Below are 23,650 nucleotides of genomic sequence, written 5' to 3'. Positions count from 1 at the left end.
CGCGCAAAAGCACGCTCTGGTCCTCGAAATCAGACTTCAACTGGTCATGGAGCTGGATGGCCTGGCGGTCCGCCAGAGCAAGCTCAGCTCCGCGGGTGGCACTCCTGATCATCAGGAAGGCCGAAAAGGACAGGAACATCCCGGCGATAATGATCACCACCAGTTTCCCGGCCCGTCCCCCCTCCCGATAACGCCGGTTCATCCGAACGCCCTCCACCCAACCCGTTCGAACAGCGAGTGCCCGAACCGATCATAGCGAAGGCAAGACATAAAATGGTATGCGAAACTTGAAGCTCAAACGAAAGGAGGATAGCGGCCTAACCATTGGTGGATAAAAGAACTGTTGCGTTGAGGGAAACGGACGAAAGTTTGTTGCACTTCGCCGTATCCTTCGGTCTCTGTTTCAGAAATGTCATTGCGCTGCACAAAACCTCAATGGTTTCGACTCTCCATCTTTTGCTTACTTACCCCGAATCCATTCAACTGGCATTCTATTGTTTGTTATCAGAGTGGATCATGCCCGAGCAGACGGACCACGGCGGCACGCAGGGCAAGCGGGGCCACCGGCTTGTGCAGCAGCGGATAACCGGACAGCCGCGCCTCGCGCAGCCGCTTGGGGTCGGTGTCGCCGGTCAGGATCATTCCCGGAACCGGACGGTCGAACAGCTTGACGATCTGCCGGATCGCGACGATGCCGTTGGCGGCTCCCTTCAGCCGCAGATCGGATATGACGAGGTGAAAGTGCTCGGGCGCCGGGCCGAGCCGCTCGACAGCCATGTCGTAGGAGTCCGCGCCGACCACGCTGCATCCCCATTGCCCGAGCAGCGCTTCCAGCGCCGCCAGCACCATGGGGTCGTCCTCGATCACCAGGATGCGGGTGCAGCTGATGTCGGTGGTGCCGCCGTCCGACGCCGGTGCCCCGGCTGCCGCGCTCTCCGCCTGCGCGGACGCGTCCGCCCCTTCGGCGGCATGTTCGACGGATATGGGGACAAGGACGGCGAAGACGGTGCCCCGCCCCTCCTCCGCGCAGACCTCCAGCCCGAGGCCGAGCTTGCGGGCAAGGCCACGAACGAGGGTCAGGTCCAGGCCGAGCGCCCCTCCCCCTTCCCCGACCGGCTTCGCCAGCTCAGTCCGCAGGGCCGCCAGCCGCTGCGACGACAGGCCACGGCCGCTGTCCCACACCTCGACGCGCAGGCGGTCGCCGCGCAGGCGGCAGCCCAGCAGCACGCGGCCCCGCACCGTGCCGCGCAAGGCATTGGCGACCAGCCCGTGCAGCAGGCGCTCCAACAATGCGGAGTCGGTCCGCACCATCGCCGAACAGGGCATCACGGAGAAGCGCAGACCGCGGTCGGCAAAGCGCGGCGCCACCTCCAGCGCCAGGCGCATCAGGACGCCGTTCACCGCGTGGGTGCGGATGTCCGGCTCCATCAGGCCGCTTTCCAGGCGGACGAGGTCGAAATGGCCATCGACCATGCTGCGCATCGATTCCACCGCCTGGGCCATCGAGTGCAGCAGGTCGCGCCCCTCGCCAAGCCGGCTTTCAGCCACCCTGCTTTCCGCCACTCCGGCATCCAGGCGGCCATCCAGCGTGCCGATCAGCAGCGAGAGCGCGGCCAGAGGCTGGCGCAGGTCATGGCTCGCCGCCGCGAACAGCCTGTCGGCCGGATCGGGCATCCGCCGGACCGCAGGGGAACCGGCATTCAAAGAGACGGACGAAAGCGACGCGTCGAACCGCCACACCGCCCCCCCGCCGGCAAGCCGCAGCACCTGGCGGTCGGGCATCATGTGCGGTCCGGCGGACGGGAACAGGCTGGCCTCCAGCTCGTCGGCCGGCATGCCGGCGGTCAGGCGTCCGGCCAGCAGCGGAAGGGCTGCGGCCGCCGGCGTCCAGTCGGCGAGCCGTCCGTCGGTCCCGAACACCAGAAGGGCCGGCCCCGCACTGCCGGCATCGTCGTGGCTGCCCTTCACCGTCACACCTGCGTCCCAACCCTCACGCTCCGATAAGACTAGAGACTATGGAAGGCACAGCCCGTTGCAAAGCCCGCCATTGGGCAGATGGAACGCGAAGATCATAACGGTCACCTCAATCAAACCTTTCGTTGCTTTTTCGGTAAACCCCATGCATTGAAGGGGCTCCTCATCTGATTTGTTACAATTCGACAAATATTCGGCAACATATTTGATTCGGCCTTCAGCGTTTCTTAGGAATAGGCCGCAATGATCGCCGGATGGATTGCGACACGCAGACTTGTGCCGATGCCGGGCGGGGCGGGACCGCGGCCGAGGAACTCCCGCCTGCCGATCCTCTGCTGCTCGCCATGCTGCATCTGCCCGATGCGGTTGCAGTGCTCAAGGCGCACCACGACTGCACAGGTGCGCTGACCGACCTGGAATGGCTGTCCGCCAACCCGGCGGCGGAGCGGCTGATGGGCATCGCCCCGCTGACAGGCCGGCGGCTGCGCGGCGGCGGCATCGATGCCGCCTGCCCCGGCCTGTTCGCGGCTCTGGCCGATGCCCTGCACGGCCCGGTGGAGCGCACCGTCGCGGCGCGGCGCGGCACGACGCCGGTGCGCTGGCGGGTATCGGCCGGTCCTGCACCCGTCGGGTTGTGCGCCGTGTTGACCGACCTTGGCCCCGAAACGCCGACGGTGGCCGAAGCGCTGGCCGAAAGCCTGACCGCAGCGCTCGAGCACAGCGCAGAGAGCTTCGCCCTGTTCGACCATGAGGACCGGCTGGTCCATGCCAACGGCCGGCTGAAGAGGGATCTGCCCGATGTGGCCGACCGGCTGGTTCCCGGCGTTGCGTTCTCGGAGCTGGCCCACCGCTTCGCCCTGACCGACCCGCGCCTGACCACCGAGGAGGAGCGCCGCGCCTGGGTGGCGGCGCGGCTGGAGCGCCATCGCCGCCTGGAACCGCCGATGGTGGTGCCGTTGCCCGACGGACGCTGGCTGCTCAGCCGCGAACATGCGGTGCCGGGCGGCGTACTGGTCCACTACACCGACGTCACCACGCTGAAGCTGAACGAGGAGCGGCTGCGCATCCGCGAGGCGGAGGCCAGAACCGCCCGCGCCGAGGCGGAAAGCGCCAGCCGCGCCAAAAGCGCCTTCCTGGCCCAGATGAGCCACGAGTTGCGGACCCCGCTGAACGCCGTGCTCGGCTTTTCGGAGATGCTGCTGTCCGAGGCGTTCGGGCCGCTGGGCAATCCCCGCTACCGCAGCTATGCCGGCGACATCCGCGATGCGGGAACCCATCTGCTGGCGCTGATCGACGACATCCTGGAACTGTCGCGCCTGGATGGCGGCGGCATGCCGATGGCCGAGGAGGGCGTGGACCTCGACATGCTGTCGCTGCGCGTCGTCTCCGCCCTGCAGGAGGTGGCGAAGGAAGGCGACGTCCAATTGCGCCGCGAGGTGCCCGCCGACCTGCCGCTTCTGCAGGGCGACGCCCAGGCGTTGACCCAGATGCTGACCAATCTGCTATCGAACGCCGTCACCCACACCCGTCCCGGCGGCGAGGTGATGCTGACGGCCCATCTGATGCCGGACGGCGGGATCGGGCTGATGGTGGCCGACACCGGCGTGGGCATCCCGAGCGCCGAGCTTCCGCGCATCCTCCACCCGTTCGAACCGCCGGATTCCACCATCGCCCGCAACTCTCGCGGGACCGGGCTGGGGCTGCCCATCGTCAAGCGGCTGGTCGAGATGCATGGCGGACGGATGGAACTGACCAGCCAGCCCGGCGTCGGCACCGCGGTCGTGCTCGTCTTCCCCGCCGACCGCAGCCTGCCGCGCGACCGCTGCCGGCCGGCGCCCCTGCCTCCGGTCATTCTGCCCGGCTGATTCTGTCGGGCTAAATTCGGCGCGCCGATTGCCCGCATCCACCTTTTGCCCCTTGGCGGGGACGGGACGACAGGTCATTGTGGGCATCATGTTCCCTACACGTTCCCGTTTCGATGGTGGCACCGCGTCATGAGCGACGACATTGCCGTTCCGATTTCCGACACCGAGGCCAGCTTCCCGGCTGTGGGTGCGCCGCCGATCTTCCGCGGCGTCCGGCGGGCGCTGGCGACACGCGGCTATGCCAGCCTGACCGAATTCCGTTTGGCGAGCGGCCGGCGGGCCGATGTGCTCGCCATCGACGAGGCCGGCAACATCCTGATCGTCGAGGTGAAGAGCGGTGTGCCCGATTTCCGCTCCGACCAGAAATGGCAGGAATATCGGGAATGGTGCGACGCTTTCTATTTCGCGGTCGATGACGGCTTCCCGACCGAACTGATCCCTGAGGATTGCGGCTTGATCGTCGCCGATGCCTACGGCGCCGAAGTCCTGCGCGAGGCTCCAGTCGCCAAGCTGGCGGCCGCCCGCCGCAAGACCCTGCTGCTGCGCGCCGCGATGACGGGCGCCGGGCGGCTGCACCGGATCGAGGATCCAATGTTTACCCAATCCTCGCCGACCGTGTGACCCGGCCACCCGACCGCGGGGATGCGGAGGGGCGCGGAACCGGCTAGACTGCGGCCACCACATCAACCTGGGAGAGCGGACCGGCATGCCGGCGGACCAGATGGGCGCAGCACACCCCTTGCACATCCTGCTGGCGGAGGACGAAACGGTCACCCGCCTTGCCGCCCGCGTCCTGCTGGAGCGCGCCGGCCATCGGGTGCTGGCGGTGGAAGACGGACCGGCCGCCGTCGCCGCCGCGGCGGCCGATGCCTTCGACCTGATCCTGATGGATCTCGGCCTGCCCGGCCTGCCGGGCGACGAGGCCGTCCGCGCCATCCGCCGCCAGTCCGGCGGCGGCACCCCCCGTATCCTGATGCTGACCGCCAGCGCCACCAGCGAAGGCCAGGACCGCTGTGACGGCTGCGGCGCCGATGGCACGCTGATCAAGCCGCTGCGGCTCGACGCCCTGCTGGTGGCGCTGAGCCGCGGAGCGCAGGCCAGGACGCCGGCAGCCGAGCCGGCTTCCGAGGCGGCGTTCGACGAGCGCGCCATCGGGACGATGCAGGAGATGTTGCCCGCCACCCGCGTCGCCGAACTGATCGACAAGACGGTGGCGGTGCTGCGCCAGCATGGGCAGACGCTGGACGAGGCGCTGAAAAACGGCGACCGGACGACCGCCGGGGCGATGGCCCACAAGATCGCTGGTGTGTCCGGGCAATATGGCTGCGTCGCCCTGCGCCGGGCCGCACGCGCTCTGGAGAAGGAACTGGAGGAACCGGGCGCCGATACGGGCGGCCAGGCCGGTGAATTGGCCGGCATGCTGACGCCGGCGCTTGAATTCCTGGAACGCTGCGCTGCCGCGGCACGGGGATAACCCCCCGGCCGGCGGCAGTCAGCCTGTTCTTCAGCCCCGCTCGCCGGGCGAAACGGCGACGCAGTGGTGACCGTGCTTGGTCAGGACCGCGCAGGCCTTGCGGGCACCCTTCTCGTCCATGCCGGTCAGACGGGCACGATAGACGGTGTCCTTGCCGGTCTTGGCCTCGACCACGCTGGCCTTGGCGGTGCGCAGCAGGAAGGGTGCCTGCTTGACGGCCTGCGACACCGCCTTGTTGCCCGCCGCCTTGCTGGAGAAGGCGCCGACCTGGACACCCCAATGCGAGGCGTTGCCGCCACGGGTGGACTTCTCCTCTCGGGCCGGCGCGGCGGGGATCGCCGCCGGAACCGCCGCGGTCTGCAGCGAGGCGCGGACGACCGGCTTAGTCTTGACCTCGACCTCCTCGTCGTCATCGTCCCCTTCGCCGTCGATGGCGTCGGACCGGGTGGTGTCGAGGCTCGCCATCACCGGCGCGTCGTCGCGGCCACGGTTGGGCCGGCCGAAGGCCTGATCGAGCAGCGCCGCCATCCTGTTGTCGCGCGACACCGCAGACTTGCCGCCCAGCACAACGCCGACCAGACGCCGCCCGTCCCGCACCGCCGAGGCGGCGAGGTTGAAGCCGGACGCCACGGTATAGCCGGTCTTGATGCCGTCCATGCCCTCGTAGCGGGACATCAGGTGGTTGTGGTTGGCCAGGGTGCGGCCGCCATAGACGAAGTTGCGGCGGCTGAAATAGGGGTAATACTTTGCATGGTCGCGCATCAGCGCGCGGGACAGATAGGAATAGTCGCGGGCGGTCGTCACCTGCTCCATGTTCGGCAGGCCCGAGGCGTTGCGGTAAACGGTGTGGCGCATGCCCAGTTCGCGCGCCTTGCGCGTCATCATCTCGGCGAAGCGCGACTCGGTGCCGCCCAGCGCCTCCGCCAGCACCACGGCGGCATCGTTGGCCGACTTGGTGACCAGCCCGAGGATCGCCGTCTCAACCTTCAGCGTCTGGCCGGCGCGCAGGCCGAGCTTGGTCGGCGTCATGCTCTCCGCCCAGGACGAGACCGGCAACTGCTGATCGAGGGTCAGGCGACCGTCCTCCAGCGCATCGAAGGTCAAATAGAGCGTCATCATCTTGGTCAGCGACGCCGGATGGGTGATCGCGTCGGCGTCCTGGTCGATCAGCACCTGCCCGGTGCGGGCATCGACGACGATGGCGGCGGCCTTGGCCGCCAGCGCCTCGGCGGCGGACAGGCCGGACCCGACGGCAACCATCCCCAGCAGCGCGGCCGCCGCGAGCAGATGGCGCCCCATACCCGCCGAACTCCGCCCGCCGGCCGTATCCGCCGCGCGAAAGGCGAACGGAAACAATCCGTTACGAACGGTGTTGCGCGTTACACTCATGATGGCCCCGCCAACCGCTAGATCTTGGTGCTTGGTTCAATGGTAAATTCGTGCGAAATCAGTGTCTAGCATGAATTCGTTAATTTACTGCTTTGGCTTTTCGCAGTTTCTGTGGCCAAAATCGCGGGTCCTGCATGTAGAGGGAAGGAACGGCGGGGACGGCACGGCGGAAGGGTTGCGGCACGGCGCAAACGGAAGGGGCAAACGGATTACCGGCGTCCCCAGACAGGCCAAAGCCCACCGGTGTCCGGAGATCGGGTCTTGCCGCCACGTCCTTCGTTCTCCACCTACCAGGGGCCGCCGACGCGAGGCAAGCGACAATGAGCCGTGGTCATCAAAGAACCGTTCCGGCCGCCTTTTTTTCCCGCGGGGGTGACCGCCGGGCCATGGTCCGCGCAACCGCCAGGATGACGGGAGTTGCCGCCATGGCGGTGACGCTGCTCGCGCTGGCCGGTTGCAGCTCCGTCGGGCCGACCGACAACCCGGTGGCGCGCAAGCTGACCTGGTTCAGCTACCTCAACGGCGACGACCTGCGGTCCCGCTGCGGCAAGGACAGCGCCGACCGCTACCGGCTGATCTTCAATGCCGACTACAACCGGCATGTCCGCACCTACGACATCGTCGGCGACATGGACCGCGGCGGCGCCGCGGTCGAAGCCCACGTGATCGAGGCGACCGACCTCGCCCGCCTGACGCTGGCCGATCCGTTCTCCGCCGCGCGCGGCAACACGGCGACCCTGCAACTGAGCGCCGCCCAGTTCGACAGCTTCGTCGGCCGCCTGCGCGAGGACGGGGTGTTCGACCCGCCGCCCCAGGGCTTGCGCTTGCCGTCCAACGGCTTTTATTGGCTGATCAACGGCTGCCGGGCCGGGCAGTGGTTCTTCACCGCCTACCCCTACCCGTCCAGCCGCTTCACCGACGCCCGGTTCCCGGAGCTGCTGCGCAGCATCGACCCGACCGGCATCGCCTATCCCGGCCTGCCGGCTCCCGACGAGGCTCCGCGCACCCTGCCCTCCTCCGGCCAGCTGGCGGACGGAGGCGTGTTCTTCGAGGTGCAGATCGGGCGCGACGGGCTGGGCCACTATGGGCTGGTGGGCCCGACCGCCCCCTTCGGGGCGCTGCTGCTGAGCGCCCTTCCGGGGAAATGAGCAAAACCGACGGTGGCGGTCACGGGTGACCGCCGGGGTTCAGACGGCCTCTTCGGCCGGCTGGCGCGGGCGCATGTCTTCCGGCACCAGCGTCTCGACCCAGGGACCGTCCGGCATGCGCCGGGCCAGTTCGGTCAGGTTGCGGTTCCACCACTGGCGCTGTTCGGCAAGGTCGTCATAGTCGTAGTTCGACTGGCGCCAGCTGCGCGAGTCGGCATGGTAGGACACCATGTCGATGGGGAAGCCGACATCGTTGCTGGAGAAACGCGTGCTGTCGAAGGACAGGTAGGCCAGCTTCAGCGCCGTCTGCATGTCGGTGCCGTAGGTCAGCGCCCGGTCCAGGATCGGCTTGCCATAGGCGGTGGCGCCGATCGAAAGATAGGGGGTGCGCTCGTCGACCTCGATCCAGTTGCCCTCCGGATAGACCAGGAACATGTAGGGTTCGCGGTCTTCGGCCAGCTGGCCGCCGATGATGGCGTGCAGGTTGAAGTGCAGCTTCGACGCCTCCAGCGACTCCCTGTCCTCCGCGGCGACTTGCCGCAGGCAGGCGGTGAAGGCCGAAACCGCGTCCAGCATGGTCGAATAGGACTCGCCCCGGCGCTTCTGCATGTCGCGGCGCAGATAGGCCAGCGTCTTGTCGCGCACGCTGCGCAGGCCGGAGTTCATGATGAAGAAGCGGTCGCCGCCGCTGCCCATCATCGTCACCTTGCGGGCCGACGAAAGCTGCGATCCGCTGGTGATCCGGCCGTCCGACAGACCGATCAGGCCGTCGCGGGTCTTGATGCCAAGGCAGTAGGTCATGATCGAAATGGTCCCGAAGATGCGGCCTGAAGAGCGGATGGTCCGGCACGCCGCGTCCAAGCGCCGCACCTGACCTATGGCCGAGGCGAATCCCGCCCGCGGCCAAGCTACACTTGTCCCAGCGTCGGTAAAGCCTTCGTTAAGGACATCCGCCATCAGGGCCGCTTTCAAGGACTTGAGGCGGGTTCCGCCCGGTCCGGCAACGGGAAAGGCGCGGTCGTCATCGAAGCGTCACGCCATAGGGGTATGCTGCGGCGCAAGAGACTAGGCCGGGCACCCCCGAACGGACAGTTGACACCGCCCCATGCTTAGCCCATAAAATTCTTATATTGCAATGCAGCATTCTGGCGCCCTTCCCTTGTGTGGAAAGACGGCGGTCGAGGGCTGCACAACGTAAAAAACTCAAACGCACACCGCTGCCGGCAGGCTCCTCGCCACGCTTTGCGGCGGACGGGTCTCATCAACCAAACGCCGGCATCAGCCAGGAAGGAACGCACGCCATGAACCAGTTCACGCCGAAGTCGATCGAGAACGTCGCCGCCCAGGCCAAGGAGCAGTATGAGGGTCTGGTGAAGGCCGGCCAGGAACAGACGGTCAAGCAGTTCGAGCAGACCGCGACCGCCGCCAAGGAGCAGTTCGAGAAGACCGCCGCCCAGCTGCTGAAGAGCTATGAGGACCTTCAGGCCACCGGCAAGGCCAATGTCGAGGCGCTGATCGCCAGCAGCACCATCGCCGCCAAGGGCGCCGAGGATCTGGGCCGCGAGGTCGTCGCCTACGGCCAGTCGGCGCTGGACAAGTCCATCACCACCGGCAAGGCGCTGCTGACTGCCCGCACCATCCAGGAGGTGGTGGAGCTGCAGAACGATTTCCTGAAGACCAGCTTCGACTCGCTGCTGGCCGAGACCACCCGCCTGCAGGAGCTGTCGACCAAGGTCACCAACGAGGCGCTGGCCCCGCTGAACGCCCGCGTCACCGCGACGGTCGAAACCTTCTCCAAGCCGATCGTCAAGCCGATCGCCGCCTGAGCGGCCCCATCGGATGGCACGTGACGGCCGGGATCCAGCTATGGATCCCGTCATCGCAAACGGCCCGGCAACCTCCACGCGGTTGCCGGGCCGTTCTGCGTTAAGCCCCCCTACGCTCCCGCCGGATGTTCGCGCGGAAGTTTTTTGTGCAGCGCACAATGCCCATTGACTCCCTGCGCCGCTTTCCTTATCTTCAGCTTATGTTGCAGTGCAGCATACTTCGGGCGCCCGCCCTGTCGGGGTCCGAGGGTTTCAACCCATTCCGCAATCGGCCGCCGCACCGTCGGGGCCGCGCGGTTGACCCCTTATAGAGCGCGAGGAGCATAGCCATGTCCGACCAGATCGCCGCCGTCACCAAGTCCGTCGAAGACGCCATCGCCACTGCCAAGCAGAATCTGGAAGGCCTGGTGAAGGCCCAGCAGGAGCAGATCGAGAAGGCCTCCGCCAAGGTGCTGAAGGGCTATGACGAGCTGACCGTTCTCACCAAGGAGAATGTCGATGCGCTCGTGAAGTCCGGCACCGTCGTCGCCAAGGGCGCGGAAGAGGCCGGCAAGCAGGTCGCCGCCTTTACCCAGTCCTCGCTGGAGAAGAGCGTGTCGAACGCCAAGGCCGTGCTGGCGGTGAAGACGATCCAGGAACTGGTCGAGCTGCAGAGCGCCTTCACCAAGGCCAGCCTCGATGCATTCGTGTCGGAGAGCACCAAGCTGCAGGAGCTGACCGTCAAGGTCGCCAACGAGGCGCTGGCCCCGCTGAACGCGCGCGTCAACGCCACGGTCGAGGTCCTGTCGAAGAAGCCGGTCGCCGCCTGACCGGTCCGACTCTCCTGCTTTCTTGACCGGTGGGCAGGCAATGCCCACCTGAAGGACCGCATCGCAGCGGCCCGACATCCCGCCTTGGGATGCCGGGCCGTTTTGCGTTTCCGGCCGCGGCCCTCCTCCAACGGTCGGAAGGCCCCTTGATCGGGGTAGGGTTTTCCGCCGATTGCGGCCATTTCCGAAGCGGTGTCTCCTATTACGGAGTAGCGGAAGGGCCTGTGGTCCAAAGGAGGGTCTGCCAAATGGAGGTCAGCTGAAAACGGCCCCTTCCCACCGCGCCCGAAATGACCATATCATTCCCAGTGAAAGTGCATCGCGATGACATTCGACTGGGACCATGGCCGACTCTGACAAGCAGGGCAACGACGGCACTAACAGCGGCGTGGTCGTCAAGGCCAAGCCGAAGACCAAGAAGCCGTCGATGTACAAGGTGTTGATGCTGAACGACGATTACACTCCCATGGAGTTCGTCGTTCTCGTTCTCGAACGCTTCTTCAGCAAATCGCGGGAGGAAGCGACACAGATCATGCTGCATGTGCACCGGCGGGGTGTGGGGTTGTGCGGCGTGTTCACCTACGAGGTGGCGGAGACGAAAGTCACGCAGGTGATGGACTTTGCGCGCCAGAACCAGCACCCGCTGCAATGCACGTTAGAAAAGGATTAGACCCACACATGCTGTCGCGTAACCTGGAACAGACGCTGCACCGAGCCCTGGCCCACGCGAACGAGCGCAGGCATGAATACGCGACGCTCGAACATCTGCTTCTCGCGTTGACCGAAGACTCCGATGCTACCGCCGTCTTGCGCGCTTGCGGGATCGATCTCGACCGACTGCGCGCGGAACTGTCGGATTACCTCGACAATGAATTGGCGAACCTTATCACGAACAGGCCCGATGATGCCAAGCCGACGGCTGGTTTCCAGCGGGTTCTGCAGCGTGCGGCCATCCACGTCCAGTCGTCGGGACGTGAGGAGGTGACGGGAGCAAATGTGCTCGTTGCCTTGTTCTCTGAACGCGAGAGCCACGCGGTTTACTTCCTGCAGGAGCAGGAGATGACCAGGTTCGATGCGGTCAACTACATCTCTCACGGAATCGCGAAGGCTCCGGGCCGCTCGGAAACAAAGCGTGTCTCGGGCGCTGACGACGAGGCGGCGGCGGAGAAGGTCGTGAAAAAAGGCAGCGAAGCGCTAGACGCATATTGCGTCAACCTGAACAAGAAGGCGTCCGGCGGGAAGATCGATCCGCTGATCGGCCGGGAGCAGGAGGTCGAACGGACCATCCAGAATCCTGTGCCGGCGGTCGAAGAACAACCCGCTCTACGTCGGCGACCCCGGTGTCGGCAAGACCGCCATCGCAGAGGGCCTCGCCCGCCGCATCGTGCAGCAGGAAGTGCCGGAGGTGCTGCGCAACGCCACCATCTTCGCGCTCGACATGGGCTCGCTGCTGGCCGGCACGCGCTACCGCGGCGATTTCGAGGAGCGTCTGAAGGCCGTCGTGTCCGAACTCGAGGCGACGGAGGGGGCGATCCTCTTCATCGACGAGATCCACACGGTGATCGGCGCCGGCGCCACCTCGGGCGGTGCGATGGATGCCTCGAACCTGCTGAAGCCGGCGCTGGCGTCGGGTTCGCTGCGCTGCATCGGCTCGACCACCTACAAGGAATACCGCAGCTACTTCGAGAAGGACCGGGCGCTGGTCCGCCGCTTCCAGAAGATCGACGTCAACGAGCCGTCGGTCGAGGATGCGATCAAGATCCTCCAGGGCCTGAAGCCTTATTACGAGAAGCACCACAAGGTCACCTACACCAACGACGCCATTCGCGTCGCGGTGGAGCTGTCGGCCAAGTACATCGGCGACCGCAAGCTGCCCGACAAGGCCATCGACATCATCGACGAGGTCGGTGCGGCGCAGATGCTGCTGCCGGAGAACAAGCGCCGCAAGAAGATCGGCGTGAAGGACGTGGAGGCGGTGGTCGCCAAAATCGCCCGCATCCCGCCGAAGTCGGTCAGCCGCGACGACAAGGAAACGCTGCTGAACCTTGAACGCGACCTGAAGACCATGGTCTTCGGCCAGAACAAGGCGATCGACGCGCTGGTCTCCGCGATCAAGCTGGCGAGAGCCGGCCTGCGCGAGCCGGAGAAGCCCATCGGCAACTACCTGTTCACCGGCCCGACCGGTGTCGGCAAGACCGAGGTGGCCCGCCAGCTCGCCATGACGCTGGGCATCGAGCTGACCCGTTTCGACATGTCCGAGTACATGGAGCGGCACACGGTGTCGCGCCTGATCGGCGCCCCTCCGGGCTATGTCGGCTTCGACCAGGGCGGCATGCTGACCGACGCCATCGACCAGCACCCGCACTGCGTCCTGCTGCTGGACGAGATCGAGAAGGCCCATCCGGATCTGTTCAACATCTTGTTGCAGATCATGGACCACGGCAAGCTGACCGATCACAACGGCAAGATCGTCGATTTCCGCAACGTCATCCTGATCATGACCTCGAACGCCGGGGCCGCCGACATGGCGAAGCCCGCCATCGGCTTCGAGCGTGACCGCCGGGTCGGCGAGGACATCGAAGCGGTCGAGAAGATGTTCACGCCGGAGTTCCGCAACCGTCTCGACGCGATCATCCCGTTCGCGCCGCTGACGCAGGAGGTCATCAACCGCGTCGTCGACAAGTTCATCATGCAGATGGAAGCGCAGCTGGAAGACCGCGGCGTGTCCATCGAGCTGAACGAGGAGGCCCGCGAGTGGCTGGGCAAGAAGGGCTACGACCCGCTCTACGGCGCCCGCCCGCTCGGCCGCGTGATCCAGGAGTACATCAAGAAGCCGCTGGCGGAAGAGCTGCTGTTCGGCAAGCTCAGCAAGGGCGGTCTGGTCAAGGTCACCGTCAAGGACGACAAGCCGGCCTTCGATTATACCGAAGGCAACCGGCCGAAGCGCACCTCCGGTGACGATGACGAGGAGATGGTGTCGGAGATGGTCGAGTAAGGTCGGCCCATCGGTCCACCGACCCGTTCCGCATGGCAAAAAAGGGGACCGTCCGCGGTCCCCTTTTTCGTTGTGCGGCCAATGGGTACGGCCGACGGATGCGCTCTTTTGCATCGGGTCGTCACCGCGTGATACTTTTGCGCGAAGGCCCGACTGCGGTATGGTCGCGCCATGACCGAATCCGCCGCCACGCCGCCCGCCGTCGATCAATCCGGCCTTGTCCAGTCCGCAGATGCGCAGGCGCCGCTGATGCCGGCCCCCGATGCGCTGCGCATCGCATTTTCCTGCGCCGACACGGACGAGGCGCGCTCCGCCCGCACCCGGCTGGTCCATCGCTACGGCAATGCCATGGCGGACGAAGCCGACGTGATCGTGGCGCTGGGCGGCGACGGATTCCTGCTGGAAACCCTGCACCGGGCGCTAACCCGCAACCGCGAACGGCCGACTCCGGTCTATGGCATGAACCGCGGCTCGGTCGGCTTCCTGCTGAACGCCTACCGCGAGGAGGATCTGGCGGAGCGGATCGTGGCGTCCCAGCATGTCCGACTGCATCCGCTGCGCATGGTGGCGACGCGGGTGAATGGCGAGCGGGTCGAGGCGCTCGGCATCAACGAGGTTTCCCTTCTGCGCGAGACGCGGCAGGCAGCCAAGCTGCGCATCACCATCGACGGTGTCATCCGGCTGCCGGAGCTGATCTGCGACGGCGCGCTGGTGGCGACGCCGGCGGGCAGCACCGCTTACAACCTGTCGGCCCACGGCCCCATCGTGCCGCTGAATGCCGGCGTTCTGGCGCTGACCCCGATCAGCGCCTTCCGCCCGCGGCGCTGGCGTGGCGCGCTGCTGCCGCACACTGCCAAGATCACCTTCGACGTGCTGGAGGAAGGCAAGCGCCCGGTCAGCGCCGTCGCCGACTTCACCGAGGTGCGCGAGGTTCTGCGGGTCGAGGTCCAGGAATGCCGCGAGGTCGGCCTGACCCTGCTGTTCGACCCGGAACTGAACTTTGAAGAGCGCATCCTGAAGGAACAGTTCGCGCCGTAAGGCTCGCATCCCTACGTCACGCCCGCCGCGCAACCCACACGGCGGTCAGGTCGTCGCGCAGCGGCAGGCTGGTGCGGGCATAGAAGCTGTCCATCATCGGCCGCAGCGGGTGCTGGCGGTCGCGGGCCAGCGCGTCGCGGACGAAATCGGGCACGGCGCCCTGCCCCAGCGGGGCATGCCCGTCGCCGCCGCATTCGATCAGCGCATCGCTGTACAGGAACAGGAAGCCGCCGCGCGGCAGGCGGTGGCTCTGGTCGACATACTGCGCCCGGCGCGAGGCGCCGAGCACCAGCCCGGCCGAGTCGAGCAGGCGGATGTCGGGTCCGTTTCCCTTCGCGCCCACCGGCGTCCCCAGCACCGGGTTGGGCGAGCCCGCCGCGGCGAAGGTCAGCGTGTCGATGGCGAGGTCGAGGATGCCGAAGAAGGCGGTGGCGAACTGCCCCGTCGGCAGCACGTCCTTCAGTGCGCCGTTCAATTGGGTCAGCCATTGCGACGGCGCCATATGCTGCATCGGAAAGCGGTCGATCAGCGTGTGCAGGCGGAAGGTGTTGATCGCCGCGGTGATGCCGTGCCCGGCGAAATCGATCATCAGCAGCCCCAGCCGGCGGTCGCCCAGCGGATAGAGGCCCCAGAAATCGCCGCCCAGCTCCGACGAGGTCTCGAAATGGGCGTCCAGCGTCAGCCCGTAGCGGTCCGCCACCTCGGCAAGCTTGCGGGTCTCCGGCAGAAGCGAGGTCTGCATGGCGCGGGCATGCGACAGCTCGCGCTGGACCCGTTCGTGGAACGCGGCGAGATCGTTGAACAGCTTGCGCTTTTCCAGCTGGTGACGGACACGCGCCACGCATTCGCCGGGCTTGATCGGCTTGGAGATGAAATCGCTGCCACCGGCCTCGAAACAGCGCACCTGCTCCTCGTCGCTGTCCAGCGCGGTCTGGAACAGCACGGGAAGCTGCTCGTGCGTCGCGTTGCGGCGCAGCGCCTCGCACATCTCCCAGCCGTTCATCACCGGCATGTCGACGTCCAGCAGGACAAGGTCGGGGCGGAAGCGGTCGACCGCCGCCAGCCCTTCCCGGCCGTTCTCGGCGAAGGCGATCTCGGCGATGCCAGCGCGGCGGATCACCAGGGCCAGCGATTTGCGGTTGAATTCGTTGTCGTCGACGATCAGGACGCGGCAGTCCGACAGCGACAGGGCGGGCGCGGCCATGGACGCTCCGTCAGCGGTCGAACTGCAGGACGGTGCACCGCCCGCCGTCGGTCACCGTCACCCGCGAGGCCAGCGTCCGCATGAAGACGAAGCCGCGGCCCGACCGCGCCTTGTTACCGGTGGTCGCCGGGGCCAGCGCGGTGTCGAAGCCGCCGCCCTGGTCCACCACCGCAATGGCGATGCAGCGCCCGTTCCAGCGGCAGAAGATGTCCAACCGCCGCCGCGTCACGGCGGGATCGTCCAGCCGGTCGCGCATCATCTCGCTGAACCGGCGATAGCCGCCCGGCTCTCCCTTCACCGCGCTGGACAGGCCCAGATTGCCGTGGACGATGGCGTTGGCGACGGCCTCGTGGAGGCAAAGCTCCACATTGGACCGGCGCTGCGGATCCAGAACGCCGCGCCGCACCAGCTCGTCGCAGACCAGCACCGGGCATTGCAGGCCATAGGCGGTGCCGGTGGTCAGCGACAGGTAGAATCCGGGACACTCGGGATCGTCCGCCGCCGGTGCCCCCGACCAGTCGTCGAGCGGGGCCGCCGCCTCGTCGGCGCCCTCTCCCAACTCGACCGTCAGAAAGGGGCTGCGGTCGAAGGCGGCGCGCAGACGGTCGCGGTCGGCCCGCTCCATCAGCAGCGTTTCGACCGCCCGGTCCGGCAGCCGCCGCCCGGTTGCCATGGCGTCGTCCTGCTGGTCCTGAACCGTCCCGGCGAAGCGCGACGCGACGCGGGCGGCCATGTCGGCAGGCACCCGGTCGCGCAACAGGCTGAAGCCGCGGAGTGCCGGTTCGGTCGGGCAGTCGTGATGAGCGGCGTCCATGCGGCAAACTCCCCTGGGACAAGGACCGGCGGGCCAGGACTCGGCGGTTTACGATTCGATGGTGATGATCTCGCCCAGCCGCGCCAGATCGATCGACCGCTTCACGTCACCCAGCGGATGGCGGACGATCATCTTGATGTTACGGCTCTCGGTCTCCTCCTGGAGGATCAGCAACATCCCGAGCCCGGCGGAGTCGATGAAGTCCAGCTTCGACATGTCGATGACGAAGCGCCGTGCACGGGACTGCTCCACCAGTTCGACGATGTCCCTGAGCCGGTCATGGTCGGTGAATTCGAGGCGGCCCGTCAGCCAGACCTCGGTCGCATCGACTGTAATGGTCGTCTTGAAATCCATAGGTCCTCTCAAAATCCTCTTTACCCGGTCCGCAGCCCTGGCCGCACCCATACAAATGCGCGCGAAACCAAGGCAATCCGCCTATGCACAGTAGTGCAAGCACTCATCCGGCCTCAAGTCCCGATACCGTAATCGGATAAACGCCCTCCCCGGGCGCGACACTTTTCCTCCGCTTCCCGCCGCCGGGACGCAACCCGCATGGACGGGCGGCGGACGACGGGGTAGAACGTCCCTGGGGAGGTGCGCGCTCCGCGTGCCGCGCCGCCGCCAGCCGCCCTATCGACGAACCTCCGGAACGGCAAGGCATGACCAGGATCGTTGAGGCATGGCGGCGCATACCGACCGTATCGGCCAAGTTCCTGCTGATCCTGGTGCCCAGCCTCGTGGTCGCGGTTTCGCTGTTCTCGGCCCTGTTCTTCTATGACCGCTACAAGGATTTGCAGGCGGCGTTGCGGGAGAAGGTGGCGACCATCGCCGACATCAACGCGGCGGCGCTGTCCAACAATCTGTGGACCTTCGACGTCCAGGCCATCCGCAACGTCATCCAGGCCATCGGCGCCAACCGGGAGCTTGTCTGCGTCGAGGTGAGCGACGATCTGGCCGACGGGCTGTTCGCCTGGCCGGGGCCGAGCTGTCCCTTGAGCAGCGACGCCAACATCGAACGGCGGCCGGTCCGGGTCCAGAACCTCCAGGTCGGCACCATCACCCTGCATTACAGCCACGACGTCGTCCGCGAGCAGCTGCGGCAGGAGGTGGTGAACACCGCGGTGCTGCTTCTGCTGATGCTGGCCGGCACCATAGCGGCGGCGCTGGCGGCGCTGCGGCTGACGGTGGGCCGGCCGCTGGGGCGGCTGATCGCCTCCATCCTCGAATCGGAACGGGGCGGCGGGCACCAGCCGGTGGACTGGCGCGCCGCCGACGAGCTTGGGCGGGTGATCCAGGCCCACAACGCCATGCTCGCCCGGCTGGGACAGGAGGAGGCCGCCCTGCGCAAGAGCGAGCAGCGGCTGGCGCTGGCCATCACCGCCACCCGGTCCTCCGTCTGGGATTACGACCTGCGCAGCGGGCAATATTGGTGGTCGAAGGAATTCCCCGCCCTGCTCGGCTATGGCCCGAGCGAGCTGCCGATGACGGCGGCGACCTGGTCCTCGCTGCTGCATCCGGACGAGGCGGAGCGGGTGATGCAGGAGTTGCGGCGCCGGGTGCGCGACCGCGCCATGGCCTACACCGCCGTCTACCGCATGCGCCGGCGTGACGGCCGGTGGGCCTGGATCGAAGACCGCGCCACCGCCCAGCGCGATCCCGACGGCCGCGCCCGCCGCCTGACCGGAACCATGTCCGACGTCACCGAACGGGTGCGGGCCGAACTGGATCTGGCCCATGAGCGCAACGTGCTGCAGGTCACGCTGAACAACACCGACCAGGGCATCATCAAGGTCGACGGCAACGGGCGGGTGGTGACGGCGAACCGCCGCGCCGCGGAGCTGCTGAACATCCCGCCCGAGGTGCTGGCCGGCAACCCGCGCTTCGCCGACGTCGTGGCGCTCCAGCGCCGCCAGGGCGAGTTCGGCGAGATGGGCGACGATCCCGACCTCTATCTCAGCTACGGCATCGGCACGGAGGGCAGCGGACGCGGCTCCGACACCGGCACGGATGGCGGCTTCGGGATGCAGCCGGGCGAGCCGGCGGGGATGATCGACCAGCCCTTCACCTTCAAGCGCCGCCGGCCCGACGGCCGCATCGTCGAGGTGCGCACCAACCCGCTGCCGGAGGGCGGATTCGTCCGCACCCTGACCGACGTGACGGTGGAAGCCCGGTCGGCCGAGGAAATCTTCAATGCAATGCAGGAGTTGGAACGCGCCTATGCCGATTTGAAGGAGACGCAGGCCAATCTGGTCCAGGCCGAGAAGATGGCCTCGCTCGCCCTGCTGGTCGCCGGCGTCGCGCATGAGATCAACACTCCGATCGGCATCGCCTTCGGCTGCGCCACCCATCTGTCGGGCCGGACCGGCATGCTGGCCGAGGGGTTCGAGCGCGGGACGATGAAGAAGTCGGAGCTTGCCGCCTATGTCGCCACCGCCAGCGAATCCTCCCGCCTGATCGAACAGAACCTGACCCGTGCCGCGGAGCTGATCCAGAGCTTCAAACGGGTCGCCGTCGACCAGACCAGCGAGGAGCGCCGCCGCTTCGACCTGCTGGCCTATCTGGAGGAGGTGGTGACCTCGCTCGGCCCCACCCTGCGCAAGAGCCGCCACCGGGTTGCCATCGCCTGCTCGCCCGGCATCCTGATGGACAGCTTCCCCGGTGCGCTGAGCCAGGTGGTGACCAATCTGGTGATGAACGCGCTGACCCACGCCTTCCCGGCGGACAGCAGGGGGCACATGGTCATCGACGTGGACGAGGTGGCCGAGGGCGAGGTGGAGATCCGCTTCGCCGACGACGGAGTCGGCATCGCCGCGGAAAACCTGCCCAAGGTGTTCGAGCCCTTCTTCACCACCCGGCGCGGGTCGGGCGGCAGCGGCCTGGGGCTGCACATCGTGTTCAATCTGGTCACCCAGTCGCTGGGCGGGCGGATCTCGGTTGACAGCGTTCCCGGCGATGGAACTACCTTCACCCTGCGCATTCCGAAGACCGTCATCCCCCCCGGCAGTCCTGCCGCCGCCACGCCTTCGCCGCCGCCCGTACCGCTGGAGACCGAACCCGCATGAGCACCGGCGCCTACGACGACGACGAAATCCTGTTCGCCGACGAGGAGGCGGACGGCGCTGCACCCGATCCCGGCGAGGCGGCCACCGGTGCGGAGCCGGTCGACCCGGCGGCCCCACCCTGGGTGATCCTGGTGGTTGACGACGAATCCGACGTCCATTCCATGACCGGGCTGCTGCTGGCCGACGTCGCCTTCCAGCGGCGGCGGCTGGACCTCGTCAGTTGCTTCACCGCGGCGGACGCCCGCACCGTGCTGGAAAGCCGGCACGACATCGCCGTGGTCCTGCTCGACGTGGTGATGGAGGAGGATGATTCCGGCCTGAAGCTGGTGCGCTGGATCAGGGACGGGCTGGGCAACCGCGATGTCCGCATCATCCTGCGCACCGGCCAGCCGGGTCAGGCGCCGCAGCGCGACGTGATCGTCGATTACGACATCAACGATTACAAGCCAAAGGCCGACCTGTCGGCGGAAAGCCTGTTCACCGCGGTGATCGCGGCGCTGCGCGCCTTCGACCAGATCCAATCGATCGAAACCCGAGTGGCGGAACGCACGCGCGAGCTGCGCGAAAGCCGCGAGCAGGCGGAGGAGGCGACCAAGGCCAAATCCGCCTTCCTCGCCACCATGAGCCACGAGATCCGCACGCCGATGAACGGGGTGCTGGGCATGCTGGGCCTGCTGGAACGGACGGAGCTGGACGAGCACCAGCGCGACACCGTCGGCACCATGCGCGAGTCGGCCAACGCGCTGCTGCGGATCATCGACGACATCCTGGACTTCTCGAAGATCGAAGCCGGGAAGATGGATTTGGAACGGGTGGCGCTGTCGGTCCCGGCGCTGGTGGAGGGGGTGGCGGAAACGCTGGCCCCCGCCGCCGGGGCCAAGGGGCTGGCGCTGCTGACCTATGTCGACCCGGCGATCCCGCAGGCTTTGCTGGGCGATCCGGTGCGGCTGCGCCAGATCCTGTTCAATCTGGCCGGCAACGCCATCAAATTCACCGAGGCCGGCCGCGTCGTGCTGCGCGCCGAGCTGGAATCGCCCCCGGCAGGGACGGAGACTCTGCTGCGCATCGCCGTCTGCGACACCGGCATCGGCATCGCCGAGGCGACGCGCCAGCGCCTGTTCCAGCCCTTCACCCAGGCGGAAAGCTCCACCACCCGGCGCTTCGGCGGCACCGGGCTCGGCCTGTCGATCAGCCGCCGGCTGGCGGCGCTGATGGGCGGCGAGATCGGGGTGGAGAGCGAGCCCGGCCTCGGCTCCACCTTCTGGCTGCGCCTGCCCCTGACCGGCACCGCCGCGCCGGATGCGGCGGAGGACGGTCCCGATGCCGTCGATCTGGACGGGCTGACCGTCCTGCTGGGCGTGCCCGACGACACGGAGCGCGGTTTCCTCGCCCGCTATCTGGAGCAGGCCGGCGCCCGCGTGCTGCCCGCCGCCTCCCCGCCCGAACTGGCGGCGCAGGCCCGCATCGCCCGCGAAGCCGGCTGCGCCGTCGGCGTCGTCACCATCGACAAGGCGCTGCACGTGCCCGCCGCCGCCTGCGCGCCGGAGGAGCTTGGCCGCCGCAGCGGCGAGGCCCGGCCACCGGTGGTCCTGCTCTGCCATGAGACGGGCGGCATGCCCGGCCCGGCCTCCCACCCCGCGACGCGCGGGGCGGAAGCCGGCACGGTGGTGCTGAGCCGCCCGCTGCGCCGGCTGGTCCTGCTGCGCGCGGTGGCCGTCGCCGCCGGGCGGCTGCATCTCCAGCCGGTTCCCCCCCATTCCCAGCCCCAGTCCTCTGCCCTGCCCTCGCCCGCCACCGCCAGGACCGCGGCAGGCCCCACCGCCGGCGTCCCCGGCGTGGAGGAGGCGGAAGCCCAGGGGCGCCTGATCCTGGTGGCCGAAGACAACCCGGTGAACCGCAAGGTTCTGCTGATGCAGTTGCAGGCGCTGGGCTATGCCGCGGAGATGGCGCCCGGCGGGGCCGAGGCGCTGGAAGCGCTCGACGCCATGCGGCAGGGCCGGCGGCGTTTCGCCCTGCTGCTGACCGACGTCCAGATGCCGGAGATCGACGGATTCGAGCTGACCCGCCGGATCCGCAACGACGAACCGTCGGCGGACCGCCTCCCGATTGTCGCCATCACCGCCAATGCCGCCCCGGCCGACATCGAACGCTACCGCGCCGCCGGCATGGACGATGTACTGAGCAAGCCGCTGGAACTGTCGCAGTTGGGAGCGACGCTCGCACGCTGGCTGCCGCCGATCCCCGCCGAGCCAGCGGGGGTTCCGGCACAGGCGCTGCCCGAGGCGCAACCCGGAGGGTGGGTTGAACTCGCCGGCCTGCGCGCGCTGTGCGGCGGCGATGCGGCAATGCTGGCGGAACTGCTGGGCGATTTCATCGCCATCGGCCGCGGGGTGATCGCCGATCTGGACAAGGCTCTCGACATGGGCGACCGCGACCGGATGCGGGCTTGCGCCCACAATCTGAAGGGCTCCTCCCGCAATGCCGGCGCCAAGCCGCTGGCCGAGGCCGCCCGCATGCTGGAGCAGTCGGCCACCGAAGGCGCGCCCCTCTCCCGGCTCAAGGAGGAGGCCAGCCGGCTGCGCGACAGCTTCGCCGCGACCTGCACCGCCATCGAACGGGAACTGGCTCTCGTGGAGCGGTCGACGGCATGAACGACCCGACGGATTTCCACCCCGACCGGCGCCAAGCCCTTGGCCTGCTGCTGGGGGCCGCCGCTTCTGCCGCCGCCCCTTCCGGCACTCTCGCTCAAAGCGCCCCGGCCGATGTCGGCGTGCCGCGGCTGGGCGAGGAACTGACGGCCTTCGGGGCGGTGCGCGCCGGCAACCGCACGCGGGCGATTCCACCCTGGACCGGCGGGCTGACCGAGGCGCCGCGCGGCTATGTGCCGGACCGCCCGTCGCCCGATCCCTATATCGAGGACGTGCGCTGGTTCACCGTCGGCGCCGCCGATGTCGAGCGCTACAAGGTCCGGCTGACCGCCGGGCAGCAGGCCCTGCTGGAGAAGTTTCCGGACAGCTTTGAACTGGCGCTGTTTCCCAGCCGCCGCAGCGCCGCGGCACCGCAGCGCATCTATGACGCCTCGCTCGCCAATGCCGACCGCGCCAGGCTGGGCGAGAACGGGCTGGCCTTGCGCGATGCGGCGGTCGGCGTGCCCTTCCCGATTCCGGCGAACGGCGTGCAGGCGATGTGGAACCACAAGCTGCGCTGGCGTGGCGGTACCCTGTCGCGCACCAGCCTGACGGTGGTGCAGTCCGGCGACGGAACCCGGTCGCTGACCCGGCTGCGCGAGGATATCGCCTCGCCCTATGCCGCCGGGGATGCCGCCGCCCCGCCCCTGCTCTATCGCCGCACGATCATGGATCCCAAGGAACAGGCGGGCAGCAGCCTGATCGTCCAGGGGACGCTCGACCCCATCGCCGCCCGCACCCGCGCCTGGGTGCGGGAGGGCGAGCGCGGGCGCGTGGTTCCGGCCTCCGACTTCGCCTATGACACGCCCGACCCGGTGACCGGCGGGATCTGCACCGCCGACATGCTGGACATGTTCAGCGGCGCGCTCGACCGCTTCGACTACACGCTGGTGACTCGGCGCGAGATGTACATGCCGTACAACGCCCACCGGCTGACCAACCCCAGCCTGACGATGCGGGACATCCTGTGGCCGCACCATCCCAACCCGCAGTTCCTGCGCTATGAGATGCACCGGGTCTGGGTGGTCGACGCCCGGCTGAAGCCGAACTTCAAGCATTCGCTGCCCGACCGCACCTTTTACCTGGATGAGGACAGCTGGCAGATCCTGGCGTCGGAGCATTACAACGGCAAGGGGGAGCTTCTGCGCTACGCCGAAGCGCACCCGCTGCCGGACTGGCAGGTGCCGGCCCTGGTGCCGACGATGGAGTTCGCCTTCGACCTGACGGCCGACCGCTATGCCGCCCGCGGCGTCGAGAACGGGCTGCCTCCGCCGCGATACGACGCCCCACTGAAGCCGGAGGACTTCACCCCCGAGGCGCTGGTCCGCCGCGGACGGCGGGGGTAGCCGGGGCGGGGGTGAAGCG

General features: G+C 67.7%; 17 protein-coding genes and 1 pseudogene. 12 read left to right on the top strand and 6 right to left on the bottom strand.

What is annotated here, in order from left to right; genetic code table 11:
* Positions 1 to 504: 504 nt before the first annotated feature.
* On the bottom strand, positions 505 to 1,974 hold the full coding sequence (locus ACWPN3_RS27130; protein ID WP_492240103.1) for a hybrid sensor histidine kinase/response regulator: 1,470 nt from the start codon (positions 1,972 to 1,974) through the stop codon (positions 505 to 507).
* 254 nt (positions 1,975 to 2,228) lie between these two features.
* Between ACWPN3_RS27130 and ACWPN3_RS27125 the strand changes: the two genes are divergently transcribed.
* From ACWPN3_RS27125 to ACWPN3_RS27115, 3 genes are all read left to right on the top strand, one after another.
* On the top strand, positions 2,229 to 3,839 hold the full coding sequence (locus ACWPN3_RS27125) for a PAS domain-containing sensor histidine kinase (RefSeq protein WP_247872901.1): 1,611 nt from the start codon (positions 2,229 to 2,231) through the stop codon (positions 3,837 to 3,839).
* 129 nt (positions 3,840 to 3,968) lie between these two features.
* Positions 3,969 to 4,460: an MmcB family DNA repair protein gene (locus tag ACWPN3_RS27120; RefSeq protein WP_492240102.1), complete on the top strand. Its 492-nt coding sequence runs from the start codon at positions 3,969 to 3,971 to the stop codon at positions 4,458 to 4,460.
* Positions 4,461 to 4,545: 85 nt separating this feature from the next.
* Entirely contained in the window at positions 4,546 to 5,313 is a 768-nt protein-coding gene (locus tag ACWPN3_RS27115) for an Hpt domain-containing response regulator (RefSeq protein WP_492240101.1), read from the top strand.
* Positions 5,314 to 5,343: 30 nt separating this feature from the next.
* On the opposite strand, the gene ACWPN3_RS27110 is transcribed toward ACWPN3_RS27115, so the two are convergent.
* Positions 5,344 to 6,612 (bottom strand): D-alanyl-D-alanine carboxypeptidase, encoded by a 1,269-nt coding sequence (locus ACWPN3_RS27110; RefSeq protein WP_492240100.1) that lies wholly within the window; start codon positions 6,610 to 6,612, stop codon positions 5,344 to 5,346.
* 476 nt (positions 6,613 to 7,088) lie between these two features.
* Between ACWPN3_RS27110 and ACWPN3_RS27105 the strand changes: the two genes are divergently transcribed.
* A complete protein-coding gene (locus ACWPN3_RS27105) occupies positions 7,089 to 7,850 on the top strand; it encodes a hypothetical protein (protein ID WP_492240099.1) in 762 nt (253 codons plus the stop codon).
* A 39-nt stretch (positions 7,851 to 7,889) separates the two neighbouring features.
* Here ACWPN3_RS27105 and ACWPN3_RS27100 read toward each other — a convergent pair whose 3' ends face one another.
* The gene (locus tag ACWPN3_RS27100) at positions 7,890 to 8,651 is read right to left on the bottom strand and encodes a proteasome-type protease (RefSeq protein WP_109445318.1); all 762 of its coding nucleotides are present in this window, start codon (positions 8,649 to 8,651) and stop codon (positions 7,890 to 7,892) included.
* Between the two features lie 500 nt (positions 8,652 to 9,151).
* Between ACWPN3_RS27100 and ACWPN3_RS27095 the strand changes: the two genes are divergently transcribed.
* From ACWPN3_RS27095 to ACWPN3_RS27075, 5 genes and pseudogenes are all read left to right on the top strand, one after another.
* Positions 9,152 to 9,676 (top strand): phasin family protein, encoded by a 525-nt coding sequence (locus tag ACWPN3_RS27095; RefSeq protein ID WP_109445317.1) that lies wholly within the window; start codon positions 9,152 to 9,154, stop codon positions 9,674 to 9,676.
* A gap of 329 nt (positions 9,677 to 10,005) precedes the next feature.
* A complete protein-coding gene (locus ACWPN3_RS27090; protein ID WP_109445316.1) occupies positions 10,006 to 10,485 on the top strand; it encodes a phasin family protein in 480 nt (159 codons plus the stop codon).
* A 343-nt stretch (positions 10,486 to 10,828) separates the two neighbouring features.
* Positions 10,829 to 11,155 carry an ATP-dependent Clp protease adapter ClpS gene (gene clpS, locus ACWPN3_RS27085; protein WP_014246998.1) on the top strand — a complete coding sequence of 109 codons (327 nt, stop codon included), beginning with the start codon at positions 10,829 to 10,831 and terminating at the stop codon, positions 11,153 to 11,155.
* A gap of 8 nt (positions 11,156 to 11,163) precedes the next feature.
* Positions 11,164 to 13,480, top strand: a pseudogene (gene clpA / locus ACWPN3_RS27080) (ATP-dependent Clp protease ATP-binding subunit ClpA).
* 171 nt (positions 13,481 to 13,651) lie between these two features.
* Positions 13,652 to 14,518 carry an NAD kinase gene (locus ACWPN3_RS27075; protein WP_492240097.1) on the top strand — a complete coding sequence of 289 codons (867 nt, stop codon included), beginning with the start codon at positions 13,652 to 13,654 and terminating at the stop codon, positions 14,516 to 14,518.
* A gap of 16 nt (positions 14,519 to 14,534) precedes the next feature.
* Here ACWPN3_RS27075 and ACWPN3_RS27070 read toward each other — a convergent pair whose 3' ends face one another.
* Genes ACWPN3_RS27070 through ACWPN3_RS27060 form a run of 3 tightly spaced genes read right to left on the bottom strand, consistent with a single transcriptional unit; the run spans position 14,535 to position 16,890 of the window.
* Positions 14,535 to 15,722, bottom strand: a complete 1,188-nt coding sequence (locus ACWPN3_RS27070) for a PP2C family protein-serine/threonine phosphatase (RefSeq protein ID WP_109445314.1) — start codon at positions 15,720 to 15,722, stop codon at positions 14,535 to 14,537.
* A 10-nt stretch (positions 15,723 to 15,732) separates the two neighbouring features.
* Positions 15,733 to 16,536, bottom strand: a complete 804-nt coding sequence (locus ACWPN3_RS27065) for an ATP-binding protein (RefSeq protein WP_492240096.1) — start codon at positions 16,534 to 16,536, stop codon at positions 15,733 to 15,735.
* A 48-nt stretch (positions 16,537 to 16,584) separates the two neighbouring features.
* Positions 16,585 to 16,890, bottom strand: a complete 306-nt coding sequence (locus ACWPN3_RS27060; protein ID WP_109445312.1) for an STAS domain-containing protein — start codon at positions 16,888 to 16,890, stop codon at positions 16,585 to 16,587.
* A 305-nt stretch (positions 16,891 to 17,195) separates the two neighbouring features.
* Here ACWPN3_RS27060 and ACWPN3_RS27055 point away from each other — a divergent pair, with 305 nt between their 5' ends.
* Genes ACWPN3_RS27055 through ACWPN3_RS27045 form a run of 3 tightly spaced genes read left to right on the top strand, consistent with a single transcriptional unit; the run spans position 17,196 to position 23,631 of the window.
* The gene (locus tag ACWPN3_RS27055; RefSeq protein WP_492261843.1) at positions 17,196 to 19,598 is read left to right on the top strand and encodes an ATP-binding protein; all 2,403 of its coding nucleotides are present in this window, start codon (positions 17,196 to 17,198) and stop codon (positions 19,596 to 19,598) included.
* Entirely contained in the window at positions 19,595 to 22,249 is a 2,655-nt protein-coding gene (locus ACWPN3_RS27050) for a response regulator (protein ID WP_492261842.1), read from the top strand. The genes ACWPN3_RS27055 and ACWPN3_RS27050 overlap by 4 nt, the downstream gene beginning before the upstream one ends.
* The gene (locus ACWPN3_RS27045) at positions 22,246 to 23,631 is read left to right on the top strand and encodes a DUF1329 domain-containing protein (protein WP_492240093.1); all 1,386 of its coding nucleotides are present in this window, start codon (positions 22,246 to 22,248) and stop codon (positions 23,629 to 23,631) included. The genes ACWPN3_RS27050 and ACWPN3_RS27045 overlap by 4 nt, the downstream gene beginning before the upstream one ends.
* Positions 23,632 to 23,650 lie beyond the last annotated feature (19 nt).

Source organism: Azospirillum sp. UENF 111221, assembly GCF_058780625.1.
Note: the sequence above shows the minus strand (reverse complement) of the source record. Positions and strands in the feature narration are given on the sequence as shown.

Coding starts and splice junctions, on each gene's coding strand:
- ACWPN3_RS27125 (WP_247872901.1), top strand. CDS start 2,229: ATGGATTGCGACACGCAGACTTGTGCCGATGCCGGGCGGGGCGGGACC.
- ACWPN3_RS27120 (WP_492240102.1), top strand. CDS start 3,969: ATGAGCGACGACATTGCCGTTCCGATTTCCGACACCGAGGCCAGCTTC.
- ACWPN3_RS27115 (WP_492240101.1), top strand. CDS start 4,546: ATGCCGGCGGACCAGATGGGCGCAGCACACCCCTTGCACATCCTGCTG.
- ACWPN3_RS27110 (WP_492240100.1), bottom strand. CDS start 6,612: ATGGGGCGCCATCTGCTCGCGGCGGCCGCGCTGCTGGGGATGGTTGCC.
- ACWPN3_RS27105 (WP_492240099.1), top strand. CDS start 7,089: ATGGTCCGCGCAACCGCCAGGATGACGGGAGTTGCCGCCATGGCGGTG.
- ACWPN3_RS27100 (WP_109445318.1), bottom strand. CDS start 8,651: ATGACCTACTGCCTTGGCATCAAGACCCGCGACGGCCTGATCGGTCTG.
- ACWPN3_RS27095 (WP_109445317.1), top strand. CDS start 9,152: ATGAACCAGTTCACGCCGAAGTCGATCGAGAACGTCGCCGCCCAGGCC.
- ACWPN3_RS27090 (WP_109445316.1), top strand. CDS start 10,006: ATGTCCGACCAGATCGCCGCCGTCACCAAGTCCGTCGAAGACGCCATC.
- clpS (WP_014246998.1), top strand. CDS start 10,829: ATGGCCGACTCTGACAAGCAGGGCAACGACGGCACTAACAGCGGCGTG.
- ACWPN3_RS27075 (WP_492240097.1), top strand. CDS start 13,652: ATGACCGAATCCGCCGCCACGCCGCCCGCCGTCGATCAATCCGGCCTT.
- ACWPN3_RS27070 (WP_109445314.1), bottom strand. CDS start 15,722: ATGGCCGCGCCCGCCCTGTCGCTGTCGGACTGCCGCGTCCTGATCGTC.
- ACWPN3_RS27065 (WP_492240096.1), bottom strand. CDS start 16,536: ATGGACGCCGCTCATCACGACTGCCCGACCGAACCGGCACTCCGCGGC.
- ACWPN3_RS27060 (WP_109445312.1), bottom strand. CDS start 16,890: ATGGATTTCAAGACGACCATTACAGTCGATGCGACCGAGGTCTGGCTG.
- ACWPN3_RS27055 (WP_492261843.1), top strand. CDS start 17,196: ATGACCAGGATCGTTGAGGCATGGCGGCGCATACCGACCGTATCGGCC.
- ACWPN3_RS27050 (WP_492261842.1), top strand. CDS start 19,595: ATGAGCACCGGCGCCTACGACGACGACGAAATCCTGTTCGCCGACGAG.
- ACWPN3_RS27045 (WP_492240093.1), top strand. CDS start 22,246: ATGAACGACCCGACGGATTTCCACCCCGACCGGCGCCAAGCCCTTGGC.